The sequence below is a fragment of the Brevibacillus fortis genome (genome assembly GCF_003013395.1).
GTDB classification, from domain to species: Bacteria; Bacillota; Bacilli; order Brevibacillales; family Brevibacillaceae; genus Brevibacillus; species Brevibacillus fortis.
In genome coordinates this window covers 1-19713 of sequence record NZ_PXZM01000068.1, presented here as the reverse complement: position 1 = coordinate 19713, position 19713 = coordinate 1, and the positions used below count along the sequence as shown (strand labels likewise).

At 48.6% G+C, this 19713-nt stretch carries 13 protein-coding genes, 15 tRNA genes and 2 riboswitches; of the genes, 27 read left to right on the top strand and 1 reads right to left on the bottom strand.

Features of this window, described 5'->3' with window-relative positions; translation table 11 throughout:
* Positions 1-31 precede the first annotated feature (31 nt).
* From C7R93_RS29505 to guaA, 19 genes are all read left to right on the top strand, one after another.
* A tRNA-Asn gene (locus C7R93_RS29505) sits at positions 32-107 on the top strand.
* A 5-nt stretch (positions 108-112) separates the two neighbouring features.
* Positions 113-203, top strand: a tRNA-Ser gene (locus C7R93_RS29500).
* Positions 204-227: 24 nt separating this feature from the next.
* Positions 228-304, top strand: a tRNA-Met gene (locus C7R93_RS29495).
* 8 nt (positions 305-312) lie between these two features.
* A tRNA-Leu gene (locus C7R93_RS29490) sits at positions 313-397 on the top strand.
* Positions 398-411: 14 nt separating this feature from the next.
* Positions 412-485: transfer RNA gene (locus C7R93_RS29485), tRNA-Glu, on the top strand.
* A gap of 33 nt (positions 486-518) precedes the next feature.
* Positions 519-594: transfer RNA gene (locus tag C7R93_RS29480), tRNA-Val, on the top strand.
* Positions 595-672: 78 nt separating this feature from the next.
* Positions 673-749: transfer RNA gene (locus C7R93_RS29475), tRNA-Met, on the top strand.
* 5 nt (positions 750-754) lie between these two features.
* Positions 755-831: transfer RNA gene (locus C7R93_RS29470), tRNA-Asp, on the top strand.
* A 34-nt stretch (positions 832-865) separates the two neighbouring features.
* Positions 866-941 (top strand) — tRNA-Phe (locus C7R93_RS29465).
* An 18-nt stretch (positions 942-959) separates the two neighbouring features.
* Positions 960-1035, top strand: a tRNA-Thr gene (locus C7R93_RS29460).
* 4 nt (positions 1036-1039) lie between these two features.
* Positions 1040-1114 (top strand) — tRNA-Gln (locus C7R93_RS29455).
* 5 nt (positions 1115-1119) lie between these two features.
* Positions 1120-1195, top strand: a tRNA-Lys gene (locus tag C7R93_RS29450).
* Positions 1196-1262: 67 nt separating this feature from the next.
* Positions 1263-1344 (top strand) — tRNA-Leu (locus tag C7R93_RS29445).
* 51 nt (positions 1345-1395) lie between these two features.
* Positions 1396-1471: transfer RNA gene (locus C7R93_RS29440), tRNA-Gly, on the top strand.
* A 7-nt stretch (positions 1472-1478) separates the two neighbouring features.
* Positions 1479-1555 (top strand) — tRNA-Arg (locus tag C7R93_RS29435).
* Between the two features lie 196 nt (positions 1556-1751).
* Positions 1752-2705: an AAA family ATPase gene (locus tag C7R93_RS29430; protein WP_106842117.1), complete on the top strand. Its 954-nt coding sequence runs from the start codon at positions 1752-1754 to the stop codon at positions 2703-2705.
* 14 nt (positions 2706-2719) lie between these two features.
* The gene (locus C7R93_RS29425; RefSeq protein ID WP_106842116.1) at positions 2720-3925 is read left to right on the top strand and encodes a DUF58 domain-containing protein; all 1206 of its coding nucleotides are present in this window, start codon (positions 2720-2722) and stop codon (positions 3923-3925) included.
* A 4-nt stretch (positions 3926-3929) separates the two neighbouring features.
* Positions 3930-6164, top strand: coding sequence for a transglutaminase TgpA family protein (locus C7R93_RS29420; protein WP_167402512.1), 2235 nt, complete (start codon positions 3930-3932; stop codon positions 6162-6164).
* Positions 6165-6184: 20 nt separating this feature from the next.
* Positions 6185-6287: riboswitch (purine riboswitch) on the top strand.
* A 158-nt stretch (positions 6288-6445) separates the two neighbouring features.
* Positions 6446-7984, top strand: a complete 1539-nt coding sequence (guaA, locus tag C7R93_RS29415; RefSeq protein WP_106842118.1) for a glutamine-hydrolyzing GMP synthase — start codon at positions 6446-6448, stop codon at positions 7982-7984.
* A 67-nt stretch (positions 7985-8051) separates the two neighbouring features.
* On the opposite strand, the gene C7R93_RS29410 is transcribed toward guaA, so the two are convergent.
* On the bottom strand, positions 8052-8537 hold the full coding sequence (locus C7R93_RS29410; protein WP_106842114.1) for an NTF2 fold immunity protein: 486 nt from the start codon (positions 8535-8537) through the stop codon (positions 8052-8054).
* Between the two features lie 171 nt (positions 8538-8708).
* A riboswitch (purine riboswitch) is annotated at positions 8709-8810 on the top strand.
* A 197-nt stretch (positions 8811-9007) separates the two neighbouring features.
* Here C7R93_RS29410 and C7R93_RS29405 point away from each other — a divergent pair.
* From C7R93_RS29405 to C7R93_RS29365, 8 genes are all read left to right on the top strand, one after another.
* Positions 9008-10384 (top strand): NCS2 family permease, encoded by a 1377-nt coding sequence (locus C7R93_RS29405; protein ID WP_106842113.1) that lies wholly within the window; start codon positions 9008-9010, stop codon positions 10382-10384.
* A 294-nt stretch (positions 10385-10678) separates the two neighbouring features.
* A complete protein-coding gene (locus tag C7R93_RS29400; protein WP_106842112.1) occupies positions 10679-11995 on the top strand; it encodes a histidine--tRNA ligase in 1317 nt (438 codons plus the stop codon).
* A gap of 46 nt (positions 11996-12041) precedes the next feature.
* On the top strand, positions 12042-13538 hold the full coding sequence (locus tag C7R93_RS29395; RefSeq protein WP_106842111.1) for a M1 family metallopeptidase: 1497 nt from the start codon (positions 12042-12044) through the stop codon (positions 13536-13538).
* A gap of 19 nt (positions 13539-13557) precedes the next feature.
* Complete coding sequence (locus C7R93_RS29390) at positions 13558-15096, top strand: M1 family metallopeptidase (protein ID WP_106842110.1); 1539 nt, start codon at positions 13558-13560, stop codon at positions 15094-15096.
* Between the two features lie 181 nt (positions 15097-15277).
* A complete protein-coding gene (purE, locus tag C7R93_RS29385) occupies positions 15278-15766 on the top strand; it encodes a 5-(carboxyamino)imidazole ribonucleotide mutase (protein ID WP_012684280.1) in 489 nt (162 codons plus the stop codon).
* Positions 15763-16926, top strand: coding sequence for a 5-(carboxyamino)imidazole ribonucleotide synthase (gene purK, locus C7R93_RS29380; protein WP_106842109.1), 1164 nt, complete (start codon positions 15763-15765; stop codon positions 16924-16926). The genes purE and purK overlap by 4 nt, the downstream gene beginning before the upstream one ends.
* A complete protein-coding gene (purB, locus tag C7R93_RS29375; protein WP_106842108.1) occupies positions 16923-18218 on the top strand; it encodes an adenylosuccinate lyase in 1296 nt (431 codons plus the stop codon). Before purK ends, purB begins: the two co-directional genes overlap by 4 nt.
* A 701-nt stretch (positions 18219-18919) precedes the next feature.
* Positions 18920-19435, top strand: a complete 516-nt coding sequence (locus C7R93_RS29365) for an RNA polymerase sigma factor (protein ID WP_106842107.1) — start codon at positions 18920-18922, stop codon at positions 19433-19435.
* Positions 19436-19713: the final 278 nt, after the last annotated feature.

Sequence of the window (19713 nt, the reverse complement as noted above, 5' to 3'; positions counted from 1 at the left end):
TTCAGTTTTGAAGGAATAAATCCTTCAACGTTCCTCGGTAGCTCAGTTGGTAGAGCAATCGGCTGTTAACCGATCGGTCGGCGGTTCGAGTCCGTCCCGAGGAGCCATATACGGAGAGTTACCCAAGAGGCCGAAGGGGACGGTTTGCTAAACCGTTAGTATGCGCAAGCGTAGCGAGGGTTCGAATCCCTCACTCTCCGCCATATGTTTTAATCTCATAGCTTCATGGCGGTGTAGCTCAGCTGGTTAGAGCGTTCGGTTCATACCCGAAAGGTCGGGGGTTCGATTCCCTCCGCCGCTACCATATTAGTTGCGGTCGTGGTGGAATTGGCAGACACACCATCTTGAGGGGGTGGCGGGGCGACCCGTGCGAGTTCGAGTCTCGCCGACCGCACCATATTTCATAATCTTGGCCCGTTGGTGAAGCGGTTTAACACAGCAGCCTTTCACGCTGTCATACAGGGGTTCGAATCCCCTACGGGTCACCTAGCAACATGCCCTGCAATTGCAGGGATCCTGGAGGCTTAGCTCAGCTGGGAGAGCATCTGCCTTACAAGCAGAGGGTCGGCGGTTCGATCCCGTCAGCCTCCACCACTTATATTAATGGACAAGGAAGGTCAGCTAAAAGCGCCACGTCTTTTGGCAACATTGACACTCGATCGTCCAAATTGTCGCGGGATGGAGCAGCTCGGTAGCTCGTCGGGCTCATAACCCGAAGGTCGCAGGTTCAAATCCTGCTCCCGCAACCAAATATGGAGCTGTGGTGAAGTTGGAGTTCACGCCGGTCTGTCACACCGGAGGTCGCGGGTTCGAGTCCCGTCAGCTCCGCCATTTTCTTTAACAAATGGCGAAGATAATCATAAATGGCTCGGTAGCTCAGTCGGTAGAGCAGAGGACTGAAAATCCTCGTGTCGGCGGTTCGATTCCGTCCCGAGCCACCACTAATCATATTCAACAACGCCGGTATAGCTCAATTGGTAGAGCACCTGACTTGTAATCAGGGGGTTGTGGGTTCAAGTCCTATTGCCGGCACCACCATTGGGGTATAGCCAAGCGGTAAGGCAACGGACTTTGACTCCGTCATTCCTAGGTTCAAATCCTAGTACCCCAGCCATTTGCGAGCCATTAGCTCAGTTGGTAGAGCATCTGACTTTTAATCAGAGGGTCGAAGGTTCGAGTCCTTCATGGCTCACCAGTTTTTTAGATGAACTAGCAAAACTGCGTGATAGTAACAGTAATGCCTTTTCTGTTCTAAGTAAAATGCGGGTGTGGCGGAATGGCAGACGCACCAGATTTAGGTTCTGGCGGGCAACCGTGGGGGTTCAAGTCCCTTCACCCGCACCATACTATGACAGAAGGCTTTGCCCTAAGTAAAAAATTTATAAGAAACAACATGCGGACGTAGCTCAATTGGTAGAGCGTCGCCTTGCCAAGGCGAAGGTCGAGGGTTCGAGACCCTTCGTCCGCTCCATTTATTTGTGCCCTTAGCTCAGCTGGATAGAGCGTTTGACTACGAATCAAAAGGTCGGGAGTTCGAATCTCTCAGGGCACGCCATATTTCATATGAAACCGAAGAGTAGGAGGAGATCCTACTCTTTTTTTTATAACAACTTGCGCGTTTTTCAAATTTTAAGCATTTTTCCCTTGTATCTCCTAATTGCATCAATTACTTTAGAATTACGCTGAAAGCATGGAGGAACAGCTGTTACAAACCTGACGGAACAATATGATGGAACAGGAGTTGTATCAACATGAACCCTATAAAATTGGAACAAGTAAATCCTGCAATAGCCAGTTTAATCGATAATATAGAAAAAGTATTGATTGGTAAACGCTCTGTGATTGAGCTCATGGTTGCGGCTATTCTAGCGAATGGTCACGTTTTGCTCGAAGATGTACCGGGCGTTGGGAAGACCATGATGGTACGTGCATTGTCCAAATCAATCAGCGGTGAGTTTAAACGCATTCAGTTTACCCCAGATTTGTTGCCAACGGATGTGACTGGGGTTGCTATTTTTAATCAAAAAAATCTGGAGTTTGAGTTCCGACAAGGGCCGATTTTTGCAAATGTCATTCTTGCAGACGAAATCAACCGGACTTCGCCAAAAACACAATCCGCACTCTTGGAAGCAATGGAAGAGCGCTCGGTAACAATCGATGGTGCTACGTATCGATTGGCAGAGCCGTTTTTTGTGATGGCTACGCAAAACCCATTAGAGTATGAAGGAACCTTCCCATTACCTGAAGCGCAATTGGACCGATTTTTCATGCAATTAAGCTTGGGGTATCCAACCGTAGAGGAAGAAATGCGGATGCTGTCCAGATTCTCGGCAGCGAATCCTTTAGAAGAGCTTCAGCCAGTTATGTCTACGGCTGAGCTTGCGGAACTTCAACGTCAGGTATCGACGATCAAGGTATCGGAAGGAATAAAAGAATACATCGTGCGTCTATGTCATCGTACGCGTGAGCATCATCATATTTATCTAGGCGTGAGCCCGCGCGGTTCCCTTGCTCTCTTCCGGGCTGTTCAGGCATTGGCATTCGTTCGTGGACGCGATTATGTCATTCCAGATGATGTGAAGGAACTGGTTCCAGTAGTGTTTGCACACCGGATGATTGTGAAACCAGAAGCAAGACTGGAAGGAGCAACCGTAGAGCGGGTGTTGGCTATGATCTTGTCTGAGACCCGTGTCCCGGTAAGCTAAGGCGGTGATTGGAGATGAGACAGCAAAGGTGGGGTAAGCTCAAGGCGATTGCATTAGTCCTGATCACCTACGTATTCGCAAAATTTCAAGGCGGCTTCTCAAGCTGGTTTCTTTTCTATAGTAGTTTGGTGTTTCTCGTATATGAAGTTGTCGCTTATTTACTCATGTTCGCGAAGCTAGAAGTCGAGCGTGAACTGGATCGCAATCGTCTACAGGATGGGGAAGATGTCATTGTAACGATTCGCCTGCGGCGGAGGACTTGGTTTCCGTTGGGATGGAATATGATTATGGAGCCATTGCCGGCGAGGCTGGCTGGTGTGTATGAGCCGCATCGACAACTGATATTCCCGTGGTTCAAAAGGGAAGTCGAATTTCGTTATGTCATCCCCAATGTACCGAGGGGATACTATCGTCTCGATGAATGTGTAGTGAGCGGCGGGGATTTTTTTGGATTTTTTGAGCGTCGCAAGGTTTATTCGATTTCTCAAGAGTTTCTCGTTTATCCAAAATACAAAGAATTGACCCATTGGGCCCTTGGGGACGGGAGCTTCAGTGGGACTGTGCATGTTTCCCATCGTCGCTCTGACGACGTAGCAGCAGTACGTGGCGTAAGAGACTATCATCGGGGAGATCGGTTGAGCCAGATTCACTGGCGAGCTTCCGCACGGGGAACGGGTCTGAAGACGAAGGAGTTTGAGCATCAGGCGATGAATCAGGCGGTCTTTTTCCTTGATGTGGAGAAGGCGAGCTATCATGGGAAGCCTGTGCACTTGTTCGAAACAGCAGTGAAGCTAGCCGCGAGTCTGATCGCTTACGCCAATCGGAATCAATACCATTATGGGCTCGTGTACAAGCAAGCAGAACGCATTTCGATACCACCAGGTCTGACCCATGCACATTTCCTCAGAGTTTTTGATCAATTAGCTCGTGTCGCTCCAGAAGGACAAGAGTTATTTGCAAGAATTGTGGGAAGAGAAGCATTGGAGCAGCCTCAGGGTGTCACTTTGATTATTATTACACCACATGTAGAAAAAGCGTTGATCAGTCGTTTGATCACACTCGCTCAAAAAGGCAGACGGGTGCAAGTGTTTCTCATGCAGAACGAGTCAACGATTTCGCATGAACAAAAACAAGCGTTGCAGCTGCTAGGCGCAAACAAAGTAACATGTACGTCTATTCACATGGATGATCAAGAGTGGAAACGGATTGGAGGTGCATAGACTCATGAGCGTTTGGAAGCGTCCAACGATTTGGGAATGGGTCTTGGCCCTTTTTCTGTTCCTGATGTTAAGAGAGTGGCTTATTCCACTACAGACATTAACCGACACGGGTATTCTGTGGCCGTTTTATGCGATTGTGGCTGGAGTCATTTTCATTGACCTGTTGATCCCTTATCGATGGTTAACCTTGCCGATCAAGGCCCTGGGGCTAATGGGGCTTTTGCATGCTACCTTATTTGACAAATCGTTTTTTGACACGGAATGGATTGGCGAATTGTACGGGCAGTTGATTCACGATCTTCCGTTAGCGTTCCAACAGGATTGGGCGAGCATGTCGATCTTGTCGCGGAATACCTTGTTTGATCTCGTCTTGGTGTTGTTAGCGACGATGCTAACGTATCTGGTGCTGGAACAACGGCAAGGCCTATGGTTTGTCTTTTTGACGGAAATGTATTTGGTTGTGTTGGATACGTTTCTCCCGTATGATGCCAGTGCAGGGGTTGTACGGACGTTGATTATTGGTTTCCTGATGCTGGCTATCAGCCATCTGATGAAGATGACGAACATGGCAACATTGGCAGGGAAGAAAAGCCGTATTATGCTCAACTCACTGCTTGCCTCCGTGATGATCATTATGGTCTGTATAGGCATTGGTTATGCTGCGCCGAAGGCAGGACCGTCATGGCCTGATCCGATCGCCTATTTAACAGGGAAAGGAAACGATGCCCCTGTTGGCGTGATGAAAAAAGTAGGATACGACAACAACGACGAACGGTTGGGCGGTCCTTTCATGCAAGATAACACACTGGTGTTTATTGCAAAGACAAACGAACGCAGCTATTGGCGTGGTGACTCAAAGGACGTGTATACGGGAGTTGGCTGGGAAAAAGGCGAGAGAGATTATGAGTCAATCCTGGATCCGCAAACCTATACATGGGAGAATACGTTGTTCCAAGGGCTTGAAACGAAGAAGGTACAAGCTACATTAGATTTTAAAGGCCCACAGCAGTTCCCGACTGTCTTTTATCAAGGTCAGCTGAAAAAGGTAAGCAACTACGCTCCACCAGAGGCAACCGTTGTTTATGACAAAATGAATCAGCAACTCGAAGTACGGGCAGGAAAAATCAACTTGGTTCAGCTTAGCGAGAAAAACGGTCAGCCAGAGTACGGCCCCAATCCTCTTTTGCTTAAACTGAATCAATACAAGGTCGAGACAGAAGTACCGATTGTCAGTGAAAAGGCCGTGACGAATGCCGGGATAAACTATCCGGATGATATCAAAGAGCGCTATTTGCAAGTACCAGCCTCGGTGTCTCCGCGAGTAAGAGAGCTTGCTGCGACCATTACCAAGGATGCGAAGACTCCTTATGACAAAGTGAGAGCGATCGAGAATTACTTGCGCTCAAGTGGAAAATATAAGTATGAAACGAAAGACGTTCCTGTCGCTGCAGAAGGTCAGGATTTTGTCGATCACTTCTTGTTTGACAGCCTTCGAGGGTACTGTGACCATTTCTCCACTTCGATGGCGGTTATGCTTCGTACCCTGGATATCCCAACACGTTGGGTCAAGGGCTTTGCTCCAGGTGAACGAGTGGGAACGGATGCGTTTAACTACGAGACTGTAGAAGTGCGCAACAAGGATGCTCACTCGTGGGTAGAGGTATACTTCCCGGGGGTTGGTTGGGTTCCTTTTGAAGCGACGAGTACATTCATGTCGCCTGTTCGTTTTAATTATGATCTGGTCACCTCACAGCCGCAGATCCCCGTTCCATTGCCAAACATGGAGAATCAAACGAATATCGATCGTGGGGATGGACGTTTCAATGAGCTGGAAGAGGGCGACAGCCCAGCAGGCAGTTGGATTAAAATTCCTTGGCAAGTAAACGCGGGATTGGCTGTAGCGGCTGTCGTGGCAGGAATAATCGCGTGGCGTCGCAGACAAGACATCCAGCTATGGTGGATGCGCAGACAATTGAGCCAGGAGCGCAGCAGTGAGTTCCAGGATCGCTACCATTTGCTGATGCGAATGATGGAGCGGGTCTACACGCGTAGACAGCCAGGCGAGACGTTGCGGGAGTATGTGGGCAGGATGACGCTGCCAGCAGACAAGCGACAAGACCTGCGCTATTTGACCGAGCTGTACGAACGTACCGTGTATGGCTACAAACATATGGAACAAAAGGCGAGAACAGTAGCAGAGCAAATACTCGAACGATTAATCCGTCAATTGAAGCCTTGAACAATGCCGTTCCATCTGCTAGAATGACGATCAATGAGACTCGTATAATGATCAGGAATAGGGCCTGAAAGTTTCTACCGCTAGACCGTAAATTTGGCGACTACGAGGAGAGCACATCGGATTTTTGTACATGCAAACCGCACATGTGTACACAAGCTGGGACGTTGCCTCCGTATTGTTTATCGGAGATAGCAGTCCCGGCTTTTTTGCAAATATGCGACAACTTCGCATGGCATGCCGACACTTGCACGTCCTGTATGTTACAGGAGAAGGGGGATATGATGGACAAGTCAATGGAAATGGTCGTCGTACTCGATTTCGGAGGCCAGTACAATCAGTTGATCGCGCGCCGTGTACGCGATCTGGGTGTTTATAGCGAACTCATTCCGTTCAATACACCTGTTGAAAAGATTAAAGAGATAAATCCAAAAGGGATTATTTTCTCTGGCGGACCTGCTAGCGTGTACGAAGAGGGAGCACCGACTGTAGACCCGGCGATTTTTGACCTGGGCTTGCCTGTATTGGGTATTTGCTACGGTATGCAGTTGATGAGCCATTTGACGGGCGGAAAAGTAGAACGCGCGGGTAAACGCGAGTACGGAAAAGCTGAATTGCGTATGCAGCAAAAACACAGCTTGTACGACAAATGGGATACAAACGAAATCGTGTGGATGAGCCACTCTGACAAAGTAGTGGAGCTCCCAACCGGATTTGTCATTGATGCAGTAAGCGACAGCTGCCCAGTAGCTGCGATCAGCAACCCTGAGCGCCAGCTGTACGGTGTACAGTTCCATCCAGAAGTAGTCCATACCGTAAAAGGTACTGAGTTCATCGGAAACTTCCTGTTCAACATTTGTGGATGTGAAGCGACTTGGAGCATGACGACGTTCATCGAAGACGAGCTGGTTCGCATTCGTGAAACAGTTGGCAATAAGCAAGTACTGTGTGCGTTGAGCGGCGGTGTAGATTCTTCCGTAGTAGCAGCACTGATTCACAGAGCGATTGGCGATCAATTGACGTGCATGTTCGTTGACCACGGTCTTCTGCGCCAAGGGGAAGCAGAAGGGGTAATGGAGACATTCTCTGAAAAATTCTCCATGAAAGTGATCAAAATCGATGCTCGTGAGCGTTTCATGAGCAAGCTTAAAGGTGTTTCTGACCCAGAGCAAAAGCGCAAAATCATCGGTAACGAGTTCATTTATGTATTCGATGAAGAAGCAGCGAAGCTGACCGATATGGACTTCTTGGCACAAGGTACGCTGTACACGGATATCGTCGAGAGCGGGACAGCAACTGCACAAACAATCAAATCGCACCACAACGTAGGCGGATTGCCAGAAGACATGAAGTTCACGTTGATTGAACCGCTGAAAACCTTGTTCAAAGACGAAGTACGCAAACTGGGTAAAGAGCTGGGCTTGCCAGATGAGATTGTTTGGCGTCAGCCATTCCCAGGACCAGGCCTCGGCATTCGTGTTTTGGGTGAAGTTACAGAAGAAAAACTGAAGATTGTTCGTGAATCGGATGCGATCTTGCGTGAGGAGATTGCCAAGGCAGGTCTCGACCGGGAAATCTGGCAGTACTTCACGGCTTTGCCAAACATGACGACTGTAGGTGTAATGGGAGATGTTCGTACGTATTCTTACACAGTAGGGATTCGTGCGGTAACTTCTATTGATGGTATGACTGCTGACTGGGCGCGCATTCCGTGGGATGTATTGGAGAAAATCTCTGTGCGTATCGTGAATGAAGTAGACAATGTAAACCGCATTGTGTATGATGTAACGTCCAAACCACCAGCAACAATTGAGTGGGAATAGGAACAAAAAATTACTCTCTTTTATTTGCGCGATTTGCGAATAAAAGAGAGTTTTTTATGTCCAAGAATTATCTCGTTCCATACATCATGAGAAGCTTTCCATTTTCTTTAGCAAGAGCAATATAAATGACCCCGCCTAGCCATCCCGGCGGAAGAGTTCCTTCGATAATCCAAGCTTCTGCAATCGGGTTATAACTGATAGCGAAGGGAGTTTCCTCTAAAAACTGAGAATAGTGCTCCGCTAAATAGGAGAAGATTGCCGTGGCAACTGCATGTTCATCTGCAAGCTCACCAAAAGCAATTTCATCTCCAAACCGATCTTGCTGGAGAAGAGCGTCGCGATCGGCGAAATAGAGTTCAAACCTTCCAAATAGATTCTCATCATACAAATCACGTTCTATAAAGCCATATTCGATGACTTTCTCCTTTTGATGATCGTTGCGTTTGCTCTTTTTTTTATCGTCGACTTGTACGGTGATTTGATTGGCTCGAAGCCGGTCACGTTCTCGTTCCTGCTCCGCTATTATTTGTTCCCAAGCATCCATAAAGTTCATTTTGAATCACCTTCAAAGAGATTGTTGAGATCAGGAATCTAGTTATGAATTATAACACAGGCTTTCTTAAGGACAGAAATAGAAAATATCCGGATATTAAACTCTTTCCAAAAATGAATGTTCGTATTTTCGTTGACATTCCCTATGTCACCTGATACACTTCTCAATGTGAGCAGGTAATATAGGAAGGTTCGTATATTCTTGAGAATATGGCTCAAGAGTTTCTACATGGTCGCCATTAACGACCTGGCTACGAACAAAATGTCATCGGGATCTGATTTTGTTATTATATTTGGAATTATTCCCGGAGTGTTTTGTTTGGAGGCCAGGCGCATGATAAGAGCGTCCGGGCCTTTTTTTTGTGAAAAACGACTCGACGTTTTTCATTAAAGTAAGATGTGACCGTTTACGGTCGGCAAAAAACAGTCTAACTGTTTTTTGCCACAAGATTAGTATGGGGGGACTTATAGGTGCGGAAGTATTTCGAGTTTGACAAGCTAGGCACCAATTACCGTCGCGAAATTATCGCGGGTATCACTACTTTTTTGGCTATGGCTTATATCTTGGCTGTCAATCCATTCATTCTCAGTGGTGCTGATCTGCCTCCAGATTTAAAAGCGAACTACCCTGAATTTGGGGCTGTCTTTACTGCAACGGCTTTGGCTGCTGCTCTCGGTACACTGTTAATGGGTATTCTCGGACGTTTGCCAATCGGTCAAGCTCCGGGAATGGGTTTGAACGCATTTTTTACTTATACCGTCGTTCTGACGATGCAAATTCCTTGGCAACAGGCTTTGGCTGGCGTATTCCTTTCTTGTACAATCTTTTTGATTCTGTCCCTGACAGGTGTTCGTGAAGCGATCATCAAAGCGATTCCACAAAGCTTGAAATACGCAGTTTCAGCAGGGATTGGTCTTTTTATCGCATTTATCGGTTTGAAAAACGCAGGTATCATCGTAGCAAATGATGCCACCTTCGTAGCACTGGGACATTTGACCTTCTATCATGAAGGCATGAAGCCGGAAGATATTTTGGCAGCGAAAAATGCATTGCTGGCTGTGTTTGGTCTGATCGTGACGGTTATTCTGCTTTCTCGTAAAATCAATGCAGGTATCTTTATCGGGATGTTGATTACGGCGGTTACTGGGATGTTTTTCGGACTGGTGAATCTCCCTGAGCAAATCGTTTCTGCACCACCGAGCCTTGCTCCTACATTCGGTGCTGCGTTCCAATATCTCGGTGATCCATCTGCATTGTTCACTGTGAATATGCTGATTGTAGTTTTGACGTTCTTGTTTGTAGACTTTTTCGATGCGACAGGTACGCTTCTGGGTGTAGCGAACCAAGCTGGATTGCTCCGCGAAGACGGCAATTTGCCACGTCCAGGAAAAGCACTCGCTTCCGATGCAATTGCAGGTATGGCAGGTGCGGTCCTCGGTACATCTACGACTACGGCTTATGTTGAATCGACAGCAGGGGTAGCGGCAGGCGGACGCTCCGGATTTACCGCAGTTGTCACCGGGATTATGTTCCTTCTGGCGTTGTTCTTCTCGCCGATTCTCGCAATTGTGACACCAGCGGTTACTGCACCAGCGCTTATTATCGTCGGGGTTCTGATGGCTTCTCACATTGCAAAAGTGGCTTGGGATGACCTCGATGAAGCGTTCCCTGCATTCCTGACGATTTTGTTGATGCCATTGACTTACAGTATTGCAACAGGTATTGCGACAGGCTTCATCGTTTATCCGGTGATGAAGGTAATGAAGGGCAAGGCTCGTGAAGTGCATCCGGCGATGTATGTGCTGTTCTTCGTCTTCCTGGCGTACTTCATCTGGTTGCGCGAATAGAATTTTTTGGTAATTAAGCTCTTCGTCTACTGGACGGGGAGCTTTTTTTGCGCTATGATTGGAAAAATCTTTTATCTTGGAAGGATGGACCGATGAAAATGACAGGTCTCAATATGTTCCAAGGACAGCATCACCACACGTAGAGCGTTTGTATCTTCGGAAATTTTTCCGCAGGTGCAAGCGCTTCTTGTGCTTCGTGCCTGCGGTGGTGTATTTATGGAAGCCATGCGGGCATGAAGTTGCCTTGCATGGCTTTTTTGGTTTTCTCCATCTGAAAAAGAAAGGGTGTTTCTCATGGAAAACGAAGTATTAAAAACGGTAAAAGGCACAAAGGATTTCATGCCGCAGGAGCAAATGCAACGAAACTGGATACGACGGACGCTCGAAGCTGTATTCGAGACATACGGCTGCAAACCGTTGGAGACGCCTATGCTGCAGCACTACGAATTGCTGGCCTCGAAGTACGGCGGCGGGGATGAAATCTTGAAGGAAGTGTATCGCTTGAACGACCAAGGAGATAGGGAACTTGGGCTGCGCTATGATTTGACCGTACCGTTGACGAAGGTGGTGGGCATGAATCCTGAGATGCGAATGCCGTTCAAACGGTATGAGATCGGGAAAGTATTTCGGGACGGTCCAGTAAAAACCGGGCGATTGCGCGAATTTATTCAATGCGATGTCGATATCGTCGGAACGACATCGGTGCTGGCTGAAGCAGAATTGCTCAGTATGGCGTTTGAGGCTTTCAAGCGGCTTGGGCTCGACGTGTACATTGAGGTCAACAACCGAAAGTTATTAACTGGGGTGCTTCAGGAGTTGGGAGTTCCCGCCCTGCGAGCAGGAGACGTCATGCTGTCGCTGGATAAGCTCGAGAAAATTGGCGTGGACGGAGTACGTGATGATTTGCGGGAGCGAAACGTCGAGGAGTCACTCGTTTTGGCGATTACGTCTTTCCTGCAAGAAGGTGTGAATACGCTAGATCTGTTGGCAGAGCGCTTTACATCCCCGCTTGTTCAGGAAGGGATTCGGGAGCTGCGCGATATGCTTGCCTATGTAAAAGGAGCGGGTGTGAATGGGGATCTTCGTTTCTCGCCATTTTTGGCAAGAGGCCTAGGGATCTACACGGGGATTGTGTATGAGATCTTTTTGCAGGATGGAAGTATTACGTCAAGTATCGGCAGTGGGGGACGTTACGATCAGATCATCGGTAGGCTTTTGGATGATGGAAGAGAGTATCCTGCTGTAGGGATTTCGTTTGGATTGGATGTCATTCTTGCCGCGTTGGCAAATCGCAACACACAAGAGCAGGAAGCTGCCGATGTACTCGTCATTCCTCTCGGGACAGAAGCATCCAGTCTTGGGCTGGCCAATCGATTACGCGAGAGCGGCGTCAGAGTCGAGCTAGAGCTGACGGGTAGACGGCTGAAAAAAGCACTCGATTATGCAAATAAAGAAGGCGTAGCTTTTGCATTGATCTATGGGGAAAACGAAGTGAATAGTGGGCAGGTCGTCGTACGAGACATGCGAGAGGGAACGGAGCAGCCGGTTCCTTTGGAGTTGGTAGAAAAGTGGCTGTCCGACAAGTTAGCAGGTGGTAAAGAGGAAAGATAGTCTTTTTCTTCCATTTTTTGTACAGTAGAGAAAAGGGGGAGATGGCGTGAAGAAATGGGTCTCAATGGTCAGTTGTAGCTTATTGTTTTTGACGTGGATATTGCCTGTAAATGCTGAGGAGGGTACTGCGCTCAAGCGTAAGCCGCTCTATCAGGCTGATGTGCGAATCGATCCAATCAAGAAAGAAGTAGCAGGAACCGTTACCATTACCTTTTGGCCAAAAGACCCTGCTCGTGCCTATCTCCATCTATACCCGAACGTATTTACAGAAGAGCATCAAGGCATGCTATGGGAGGAACTTTTAGGCAATGGCTCAAAGCTTGGCTCATACACTTATAAAAAGCTCTTGGTCGATGGTGTAGCTGTTGTCGGCAAAAAGACGAAAGACGTGAACATACTTGAAGTGCCTCTGGAAGGAGAACAAGGCCCACGAAAGATTGTCATGGAGTTCGAAATGACTCTACCGCAAAACGACGGCAGGATGTCGTACGATGACCAAGCAATCTGGCTGGGGAACTGGCTCCCGGTTCTTGCGGCGTACGATCAGGAAGGCTGGCATCTCGATCCATACGAGCCTGTCGGTGATCCTTTTTACAGTGAGAACGCAGATTATGAGGTGAACGTAACGCTGCCAAAAGACTATCAACTGGCGAGTACAGCGGCAGACAGGGCTGCGAAGCAGGTTTCTGTTCGTGAGGGAGAAAAGACGATACAGCTCGGTGCAGAAAATGTGAGGGATTTTGCCCTTGTCGTTATGGATGCCTCCTATCAGCGAACGGAAACGAAAGTGGGCGAAACAGTAGTCCGAACATGGTGGCGCAAAACAGATGATCCGACAGTGGCTAAGCAGATTCATGAAGAAGCAGCGAAGTCCCTCGCCTATTTTCATCATCAATTGGGTGACTATCCCTATACCGAATACGATGTGGTAAGGACAGGCGGCGCGATTAACGGAATGGAGTATCCTGCATTAGTCTTTCTCGACGGACGTCATTTCTTTTCGGGGGAAGAAACAGGTATCGTCACGGTTGTACATGAAACCGCGCACCAGTGGTTTTATAGCTTGATCGGAAATAATCAGGTAAAGGAAGCATGGCTGGATGAGGGATTCACAGAGTACGTGACGCTCTCGTATTTATCTCAGCAAGAACCGCTGTTGGGAGCAGGACGGGTGCGCGGACGGCTGGAGCGTGGTACTACTGTTCAGTTTTATGTGGCACAGGAACTGCGTCCTTGGCAAGCGCTGTCTGCATTCCCTGATAATCAGAGCTATAGCGATCTCGTTTATTCCCGTCCGTCCTCGATGCTGTGGCTGTTGCAGGGAGCGTGGGGAGAAGAGAGGGTACATGACGTTTTGAAGCAGTATGTCGAGAAGTACCGTTATCAGGTGGTGAGCGGAAAGGAATGGGAAGCATTTCTATCTGAGATGGCAGGAGAAGATGCTAGCGCTTTCTTGGATTATTGGTTGAAGGTAGACATGTCCCAGCAGGAAGAGGCAGCAGCTTGGCTGGAGCGCCAACGTCTCAAGCATCAGAAGAAGTAATCGAAGGCAGGGGATCACGATGTGGCGAAAGCATTGGGTGGTCATCGTGGCAGTGGGAGTCGTTTTGACTGTATTCTTGTCCGTACGTCCTTGGACGGGGCAGGCTAGTTTAGATGCTCAGGAGATTGTGGTGATTGATCACAGGCAAGCTGCAAACACTTACAAGGCCGATGTACAAATCGATATGAGCAAGCACGTGGTGACAGGCAAGCTGACGGCTCGTTTTGTCCCACAAGATGACCAAGCTTTTTTTCATTTATATCCCAATGCTTTTTCGGCGAATGCTGCCCTCAGTGGAGAGAACTGGGAGGTTGTGCTGGGCAAACAGCGTGAGCCTGGTGGTATCAAGATAAGTGAAGTACGGGTAAATGGAAAAAATGTCGGCGTACAGTATGGGGGAAAGACCAATACGCTTTTACAAGTGCCCCTTCCTGCAAGAACATCGTCTGCTGAGACGGTAGTGGATATGAATTTTCAGCTCGCGGTCCCTTACAACAACGGGCGAATGTCTTTTCATGATCATGCGATGTGGCTGGGCAACTGGCTGCCGATCCTGGCGGTCAAGGACGCAGGAGGCTGGCGGCTCGATCCTTATTCCGCGATTGGCGATCCTTTTTACTCGGAAGTGGCGAATTATCATTTGCGTGTGCAGTTATCAGAGGGTTACCAGCTTGCGACGAGTGGATTGGAGAGCGTGGCTGTCATCACCGAGACGAGACCGCAACGGCATAAAATCTATGAGGTGGACGCATGGAACGTTCGGGATTTTGCTCTTGTTGTCATGGACGATACGTACCAGCCCATATCTGGCAAGGTCGGGGAAACTATCGTACGAACATGGGTGCAGAAAAGTGATGACCCGCAAAACGTAGAACGAATGCATGAGACTGCTAGGGAGTCTCTCGACTATTACGGAAAACAGTTCGGGGTGTATCCGTATAAGGAATACGATGTTGTCAAGACAGGCGGCTTCTTTGGTGGAATGGAATATCCGAGTCTCGTCTTTATTGCGCAGGAGTATTTTGACCGTAGCGATGCCATGGGGGAAGCGGTCGTAGCGCATGAAACGGCACATCAATGGTTTTACGGTTTAGTCGGAAACGACGAGGTGCGAGAGGCTTGGCTGGATGAGGGACTGACGGATTATGCAACGATGGTTTTTTTGCAGCAAAAGTCCGCCGCACGATCACAAGCGTATATTCAAATGCGGCTAGACCAAGCACGGGCAGCGGAAGGATATGCGAACCAAGGAGTCACTGCGAAGTCGTCCGTGGCGGCTTTTCCAGATTGGAGGAGCTACAATGACCTCGTCTATGGGCGAGCCGGTGCCATGTGGTGGAGCTTGAAAGAAGAATGGGGAACCGAACGACTGCATCAGGTGTTGCGTCAATATGTACGAGATCATCAATACAAGCAAGCAAATGGGGAGCAAATGACAGAGCTCTTGACTGCGGCTGCTGGAGCGGATGCCACACCCTTTTTGGATTATTGGCTTCAGGTTGCACTTGAGAAAGCCGAAGGGGCAAACAATTGGATGAAAAAAGGCAAACACGAATAATTTTGAATGGGTCATTTTTAAATGTTCGGAAACGAGGTTGACAGGCAAACTTTCTCCCTGCTACACTGAATACGTTGAGAGAAAACGAGTTCGAATAGCCCAGGCGATGAGAATGGCGAAAAAAGCCGTTAGTCGGTTGGGTTTTCTTCTGATGTTACAAAACGTAGGGGGCGAATGGTTCATGCTACAGCCTTTGGTAGGAGTCATTATGGGCAGTACGTCAGACTGGGAAACGATGAAGGAAGCTTGCGCAATTTTGGACGAATTGCAGGTACCGTACGAAAAGAAGGTCGTGTCTGCACACAGAACGCCAGACTTGATGTTTACGTATGCCGAGACCGCTAAAAGCCGCGGCTTGGAAGTCATTATTGCAGGTGCGGGAGGGGCAGCCCATTTACCAGGAATGGTAGCTGCTAAGACAGAGTTGCCCGTTATCGGTGTACCGGTGAAATCATCCAACTTGAATGGTCTCGACTCGCTTTTGTCGATTGTGCAAATGCCAGGGGGCGTGCCTGTGGCGACGGTTGCGATCGGAAAAGCTGGAGCCATCAATGCAGGGTTATTGGCTGCGCAAATTTTGGGGATCAAATATCCGGATGTACAAGAGCGGTTCGTGCAAAGACGGGATGATGTTCGCAATAAGGTGCTGGAGGCTAGTGAACTGGAATGACTACCAAGGACAGCAAGCAAATCAAACCAGGATCGACCCTAGGAATACTTGGCGGAGGACAGCTTGGACGGATGATTGCTCTTGCGGGACGAGCTATGGGCTACCGCTTTGTCACCATGGACCCGACAGCAGACGCACCATGCGGCCAAACGGCAGATCGGCAAATTGTTGCCAGCTACGATGATGTAGAAGCAGCGATGCAGCTTGCCTCGGTCAGTGATGTCATCTCTTATGAATTTGAAAATGTCGATGCGCAGGTTGCAGAAGTATTGGAGAGCCACGCTTATGTACCGCAGGGAAGCCGCCTTTTGCGTATCACCCAAAATCGGATTCGGGAAAAGACCGCCATTCGCGAAATCGGCATTCCTGTCGCTCCGTTTTGCGTAGTGAACAGCTTGGAGGATTTGCAGGACGCCGTGCGTGATCTGGGACTGCCTGCTGTCATGAAAACAGCAACTGGCGGCTATGACGGCAAAGGACAATGGGTATTGAGAAGTGAGGCCGAGCTGGCGGAGGCGTTTGAAACGTTGGCCAAAGCAGGTACAGAGCTGATCGTGGAACAATTTGTACCATTCCAAATGGAGCTTTCTGTTATTGCTGCACGCAATCCTGCGGGAGAACTGGCTGTTTTTCCTGTGTCAGAAAATATTCATCAGGAAAACATTTTGCATTTGAGCATTGTTCCAGCACGAATTTCGGCTGAAGTCGCAGCACGCGCAGAAGAAATTGCCCGTACGATTGTAGAAAAGCTGGGTGTGGTTGGACTTATCGCGGTTGAGCTGTTTTTGACCGAAGATGGTCAGCTGTACGTCAATGAATTGGCGCCGAGACCGCACAACTCCGGGCATTTTACCATGGATGCTTGTGTGACCTCGCAGTTTGAGCAGCATGTTCGGGCGGTCTGCAATCTGCCTTTGGGATCTACAGAGTTGCTCTCGAGCGTCGTGATGGTTAATATTTTGGGAGAGCATCTACAGCCTGTCATCGATCAGATCGACAAGCTGCCGCGCACAGCCAAGCTCCATTTGTACGGAAAAGCAGAGAGCAAGGCCAAGCGGAAAATGGGGCATATCAATGTGCTCGCCCCTACTGTGGAAGAAGCGCTCACCCTGATTGATGAGCTGAAAATCTGGACGAATACATCGGAGGTATTATCATGATCGAACGTTACTCCCGACCGGAAATGCGTGCCATTTGGACGGAAGAAAACAAATTCAAAGCGTGGCTGGAAGTAGAAATTCTCGCGTGTGAAGCATGGTCCAAGCTGGGCGTCATTCCTGAGGAAGACGTGAAAAAGCTGTGGGATAAAGCTACTTTTGACATGAACAGAATCTATGAGATCGAAGAAGAGACACGCCATGATGTGGTGGCGTTTACCCGTGCGGTATCGGAAACCTTGGGCGAAGAAAAGAAGTGGGTGCATTACGGGCTGACTTCTACAGATGTGGTGGATACTGCCCTATCTTACCTTCTGCGTCAGGCGAACGAAATTTTGGAGGGTGACATTCAAGACTTCATCGAGATTTTGGCAGACAAAGCTCGTGAGCACAAGGATACGGTATGCATGGGAAGAACGCATGGCGTACATGCGGAGCCTACGACTTTTGGCTTGAAGCTGGCTCTGTGGCATGAAGAAATGAAGCGCAACCTGGCGCGTTTTCAGGCTGCGAAAAAAGAAGTGGCGTACGGCAAAATCTCTGGCGCAGTTGGAACATATGCAAACATCGATCCGTTCGTGGAAGCTTACGTGTGCGAGAAGCTGGGACTGTCGGCAGCACCTATCTCTACCCAAACCTTGCAGCGTGATCGTCATGCCGAGTACATGGCGACATTGGCACTGATCGCAACCTCCTTGGAAAAATTCGCGACAGAAATTCGTGGTCTGCAAAAGAGTGAAATGCGCGAGGTGGAAGAAGCATTTGCCAAAGGGCAAAAAGGTTCTTCCGCAATGCCACACAAGCGCAACCCGATCGGCAGCGAAAACATTTGCGGCCTGGCTCGTGTTATCCGCGGTCACATGCTCACTTCATATGAAAATGTTTCCCTCTGGCATGAGCGGGATATTTCTCACTCCTCTGCGGAGCGCGTGATTTTGCCAGATGCAACGCAAGCGTTGAACTACATGCTGCGCCGTTTCATGAACATCGTGAAAAACTTGACGGTGTTCCCTGAAAATATGAAGCGCAATATGGATCGTACCTTTGGTTTGATCTACTCCCAGCAAGTGATGCTCAAGCTGATCGAAAAAGGCATGAGCCGCGAGCAAGCCTATGACACGGTACAGCCTCGTGCGATGCAGGCGTGGGAAGAGCAACGCTCCTTCCGTGCGATCGTGGAGGAGGATGCAACGGTTAGTTCTACACTGTCCAAGGAAGAGCTGGATGAGTGCTTTGACTATCGTTACCACCTGAAGCATGTGGATACGATTTTCCAACGTCTTGGTTTGATTTAATAGCAAGTGCCCTCGAATTTTTTCGGGGGCGTTTTTTTATTAAAGTAGCTGTTGTGGGGGAGAAGCGCATTTCCAGTCTACGCTTCGGCCTACGCCCTACTGGGGGATTGACTGTCCGCGGAGGAATAAATGACGGGAGCGCTTCAAACGTAGAAATTTCAATGAAGGATTCCATAAGTGAAGCTTAAATTCCCCGCCATTTATTCCTCCGCTGGGGCGGGCTCCAGAGGCGCTTGGACTGGAAATGCGCTTCTCCTGCGCAGCTTTTTGTGAAAAGCCTGAAAGTGAATTCAAGATTGATTGTGGAATTACTACTAAGAAGTAGCATCATGTAGCGTGAAAACTACTATGAAATGAAGGAAGTAGTCCCATGGCTATTCGAAAGTCCTGTCACATGTTCGGAAGGAGACCGCCCGAACGTAGAGAGGATATAGGCGACTGGAGAACATGTGACAGGGCTTCTCCCCCACCACAACGTTTTGAAGACAACTTAAATTACTCCTTAAGAAATTCTTAAAAATTTCTTTCGAAAGTTGTAACCAAAATGAAACCTCTTCCGTACCTACTTGTGCGAGCTTACAACGAGTGCATAAGTACCTTACAAAAGTGTAAGCTTCCTGAAATATAACTCGATGGTTCCTGCTTCGTTTCGACCGTACAATGAAATCAATTCATACGGATCACGAAACGGGAGATCGATTATGACGACAGCAATCATGTATCCAAAATTAAGTCACCAACAAATTTACGAAGATTACTCTGCTAAAATATATCGCTATTTCCGCTACCGGGTAAAAAACGTCTGGGATGTGGAAGACCTGACAACGACTGTGTTTATCAAGGTGTACTCCAAGCTTGAGCAGTACGATGGCCGCCATCCTTTTGGCGCCTGGATTTTCCGAATTGCGCACAACGCTTTGATTGACTACATGCGCAAGAAGCGGGAGAGTCCGGTAGATCAGGACACATTTAGCAATATGGTAGCAACAGATCAGCTGCCGGAGGAGTGCCTCCTGACTCAGGAGACTACTGAGGGCTTGTGGGAAAAGGTGCACACGCTGACAAAGGATCAGCGCAATGTAATCGCCCTGCGCTATCTCGGAGATTTGCGAATGAATGAGATCGCGGAAATCTTGGGTAAGACAGAGGCTTCGGTGAAAATCCTGCACTTCCGTGGAATTAAGAAGCTGCAGCAATTGATGGAGGCACAAGCATAAAGGGGGGACAACAGTCCTTCCTTTTTTACTATGTGGCTGTAGTGGGGAGAAGAATATTTCCAGGCTAGGCTCCAGGCTCCGTCCTGCTGGGGGCTGAGACTGCCCGCTCCGAAGGGATTAGCGGGGAAACGCAAAAGTGGTAGCCGCTTCGTAGCGCGAGCACGGTTGCGTTTCTATTTCCCGCTAATCCCTTCTCCGCTCGGTAGGACTCCACAAGTCGCTACGCCTGGAAATATTCTTCTCTGTCGTTACTGATGACATCCTTACATTCTTTTAAA

Bases quoted from the DNA above. Each gene is read 5' to 3' on its own strand.
- purK (WP_106842109.1), top strand. From the start codon at position 15,763: ATGACTACCAAGGACAGCAAGCAAATCAAACCAGGATCGACCCTAGGA.
- C7R93_RS29420 (WP_167402512.1), top strand. From the start codon at position 3,930: ATGAGCGTTTGGAAGCGTCCAACGATTTGGGAATGGGTCTTGGCCCTT.
- C7R93_RS29425 (WP_106842116.1), top strand. From the start codon at position 2,720: ATGAGACAGCAAAGGTGGGGTAAGCTCAAGGCGATTGCATTAGTCCTG.
- purB (WP_106842108.1), top strand. From the start codon at position 16,923: ATGATCGAACGTTACTCCCGACCGGAAATGCGTGCCATTTGGACGGAA.
- C7R93_RS29390 (WP_106842110.1), top strand. From the start codon at position 13,558: ATGTGGCGAAAGCATTGGGTGGTCATCGTGGCAGTGGGAGTCGTTTTG.
- guaA (WP_106842118.1), top strand. From the start codon at position 6,446: ATGGACAAGTCAATGGAAATGGTCGTCGTACTCGATTTCGGAGGCCAG.
- C7R93_RS29365 (WP_106842107.1), top strand. From the start codon at position 18,920: ATGACGACAGCAATCATGTATCCAAAATTAAGTCACCAACAAATTTAC.
- C7R93_RS29400 (WP_106842112.1), top strand. From the start codon at position 10,679: ATGGAAAACGAAGTATTAAAAACGGTAAAAGGCACAAAGGATTTCATG.
- C7R93_RS29430 (WP_106842117.1), top strand. From the start codon at position 1,752: ATGAACCCTATAAAATTGGAACAAGTAAATCCTGCAATAGCCAGTTTA.
- purE (WP_012684280.1), top strand. From the start codon at position 15,278: ATGCTACAGCCTTTGGTAGGAGTCATTATGGGCAGTACGTCAGACTGG.
- C7R93_RS29410 (WP_106842114.1), bottom strand. From the start codon at position 8,537: ATGAACTTTATGGATGCTTGGGAACAAATAATAGCGGAGCAGGAACGA.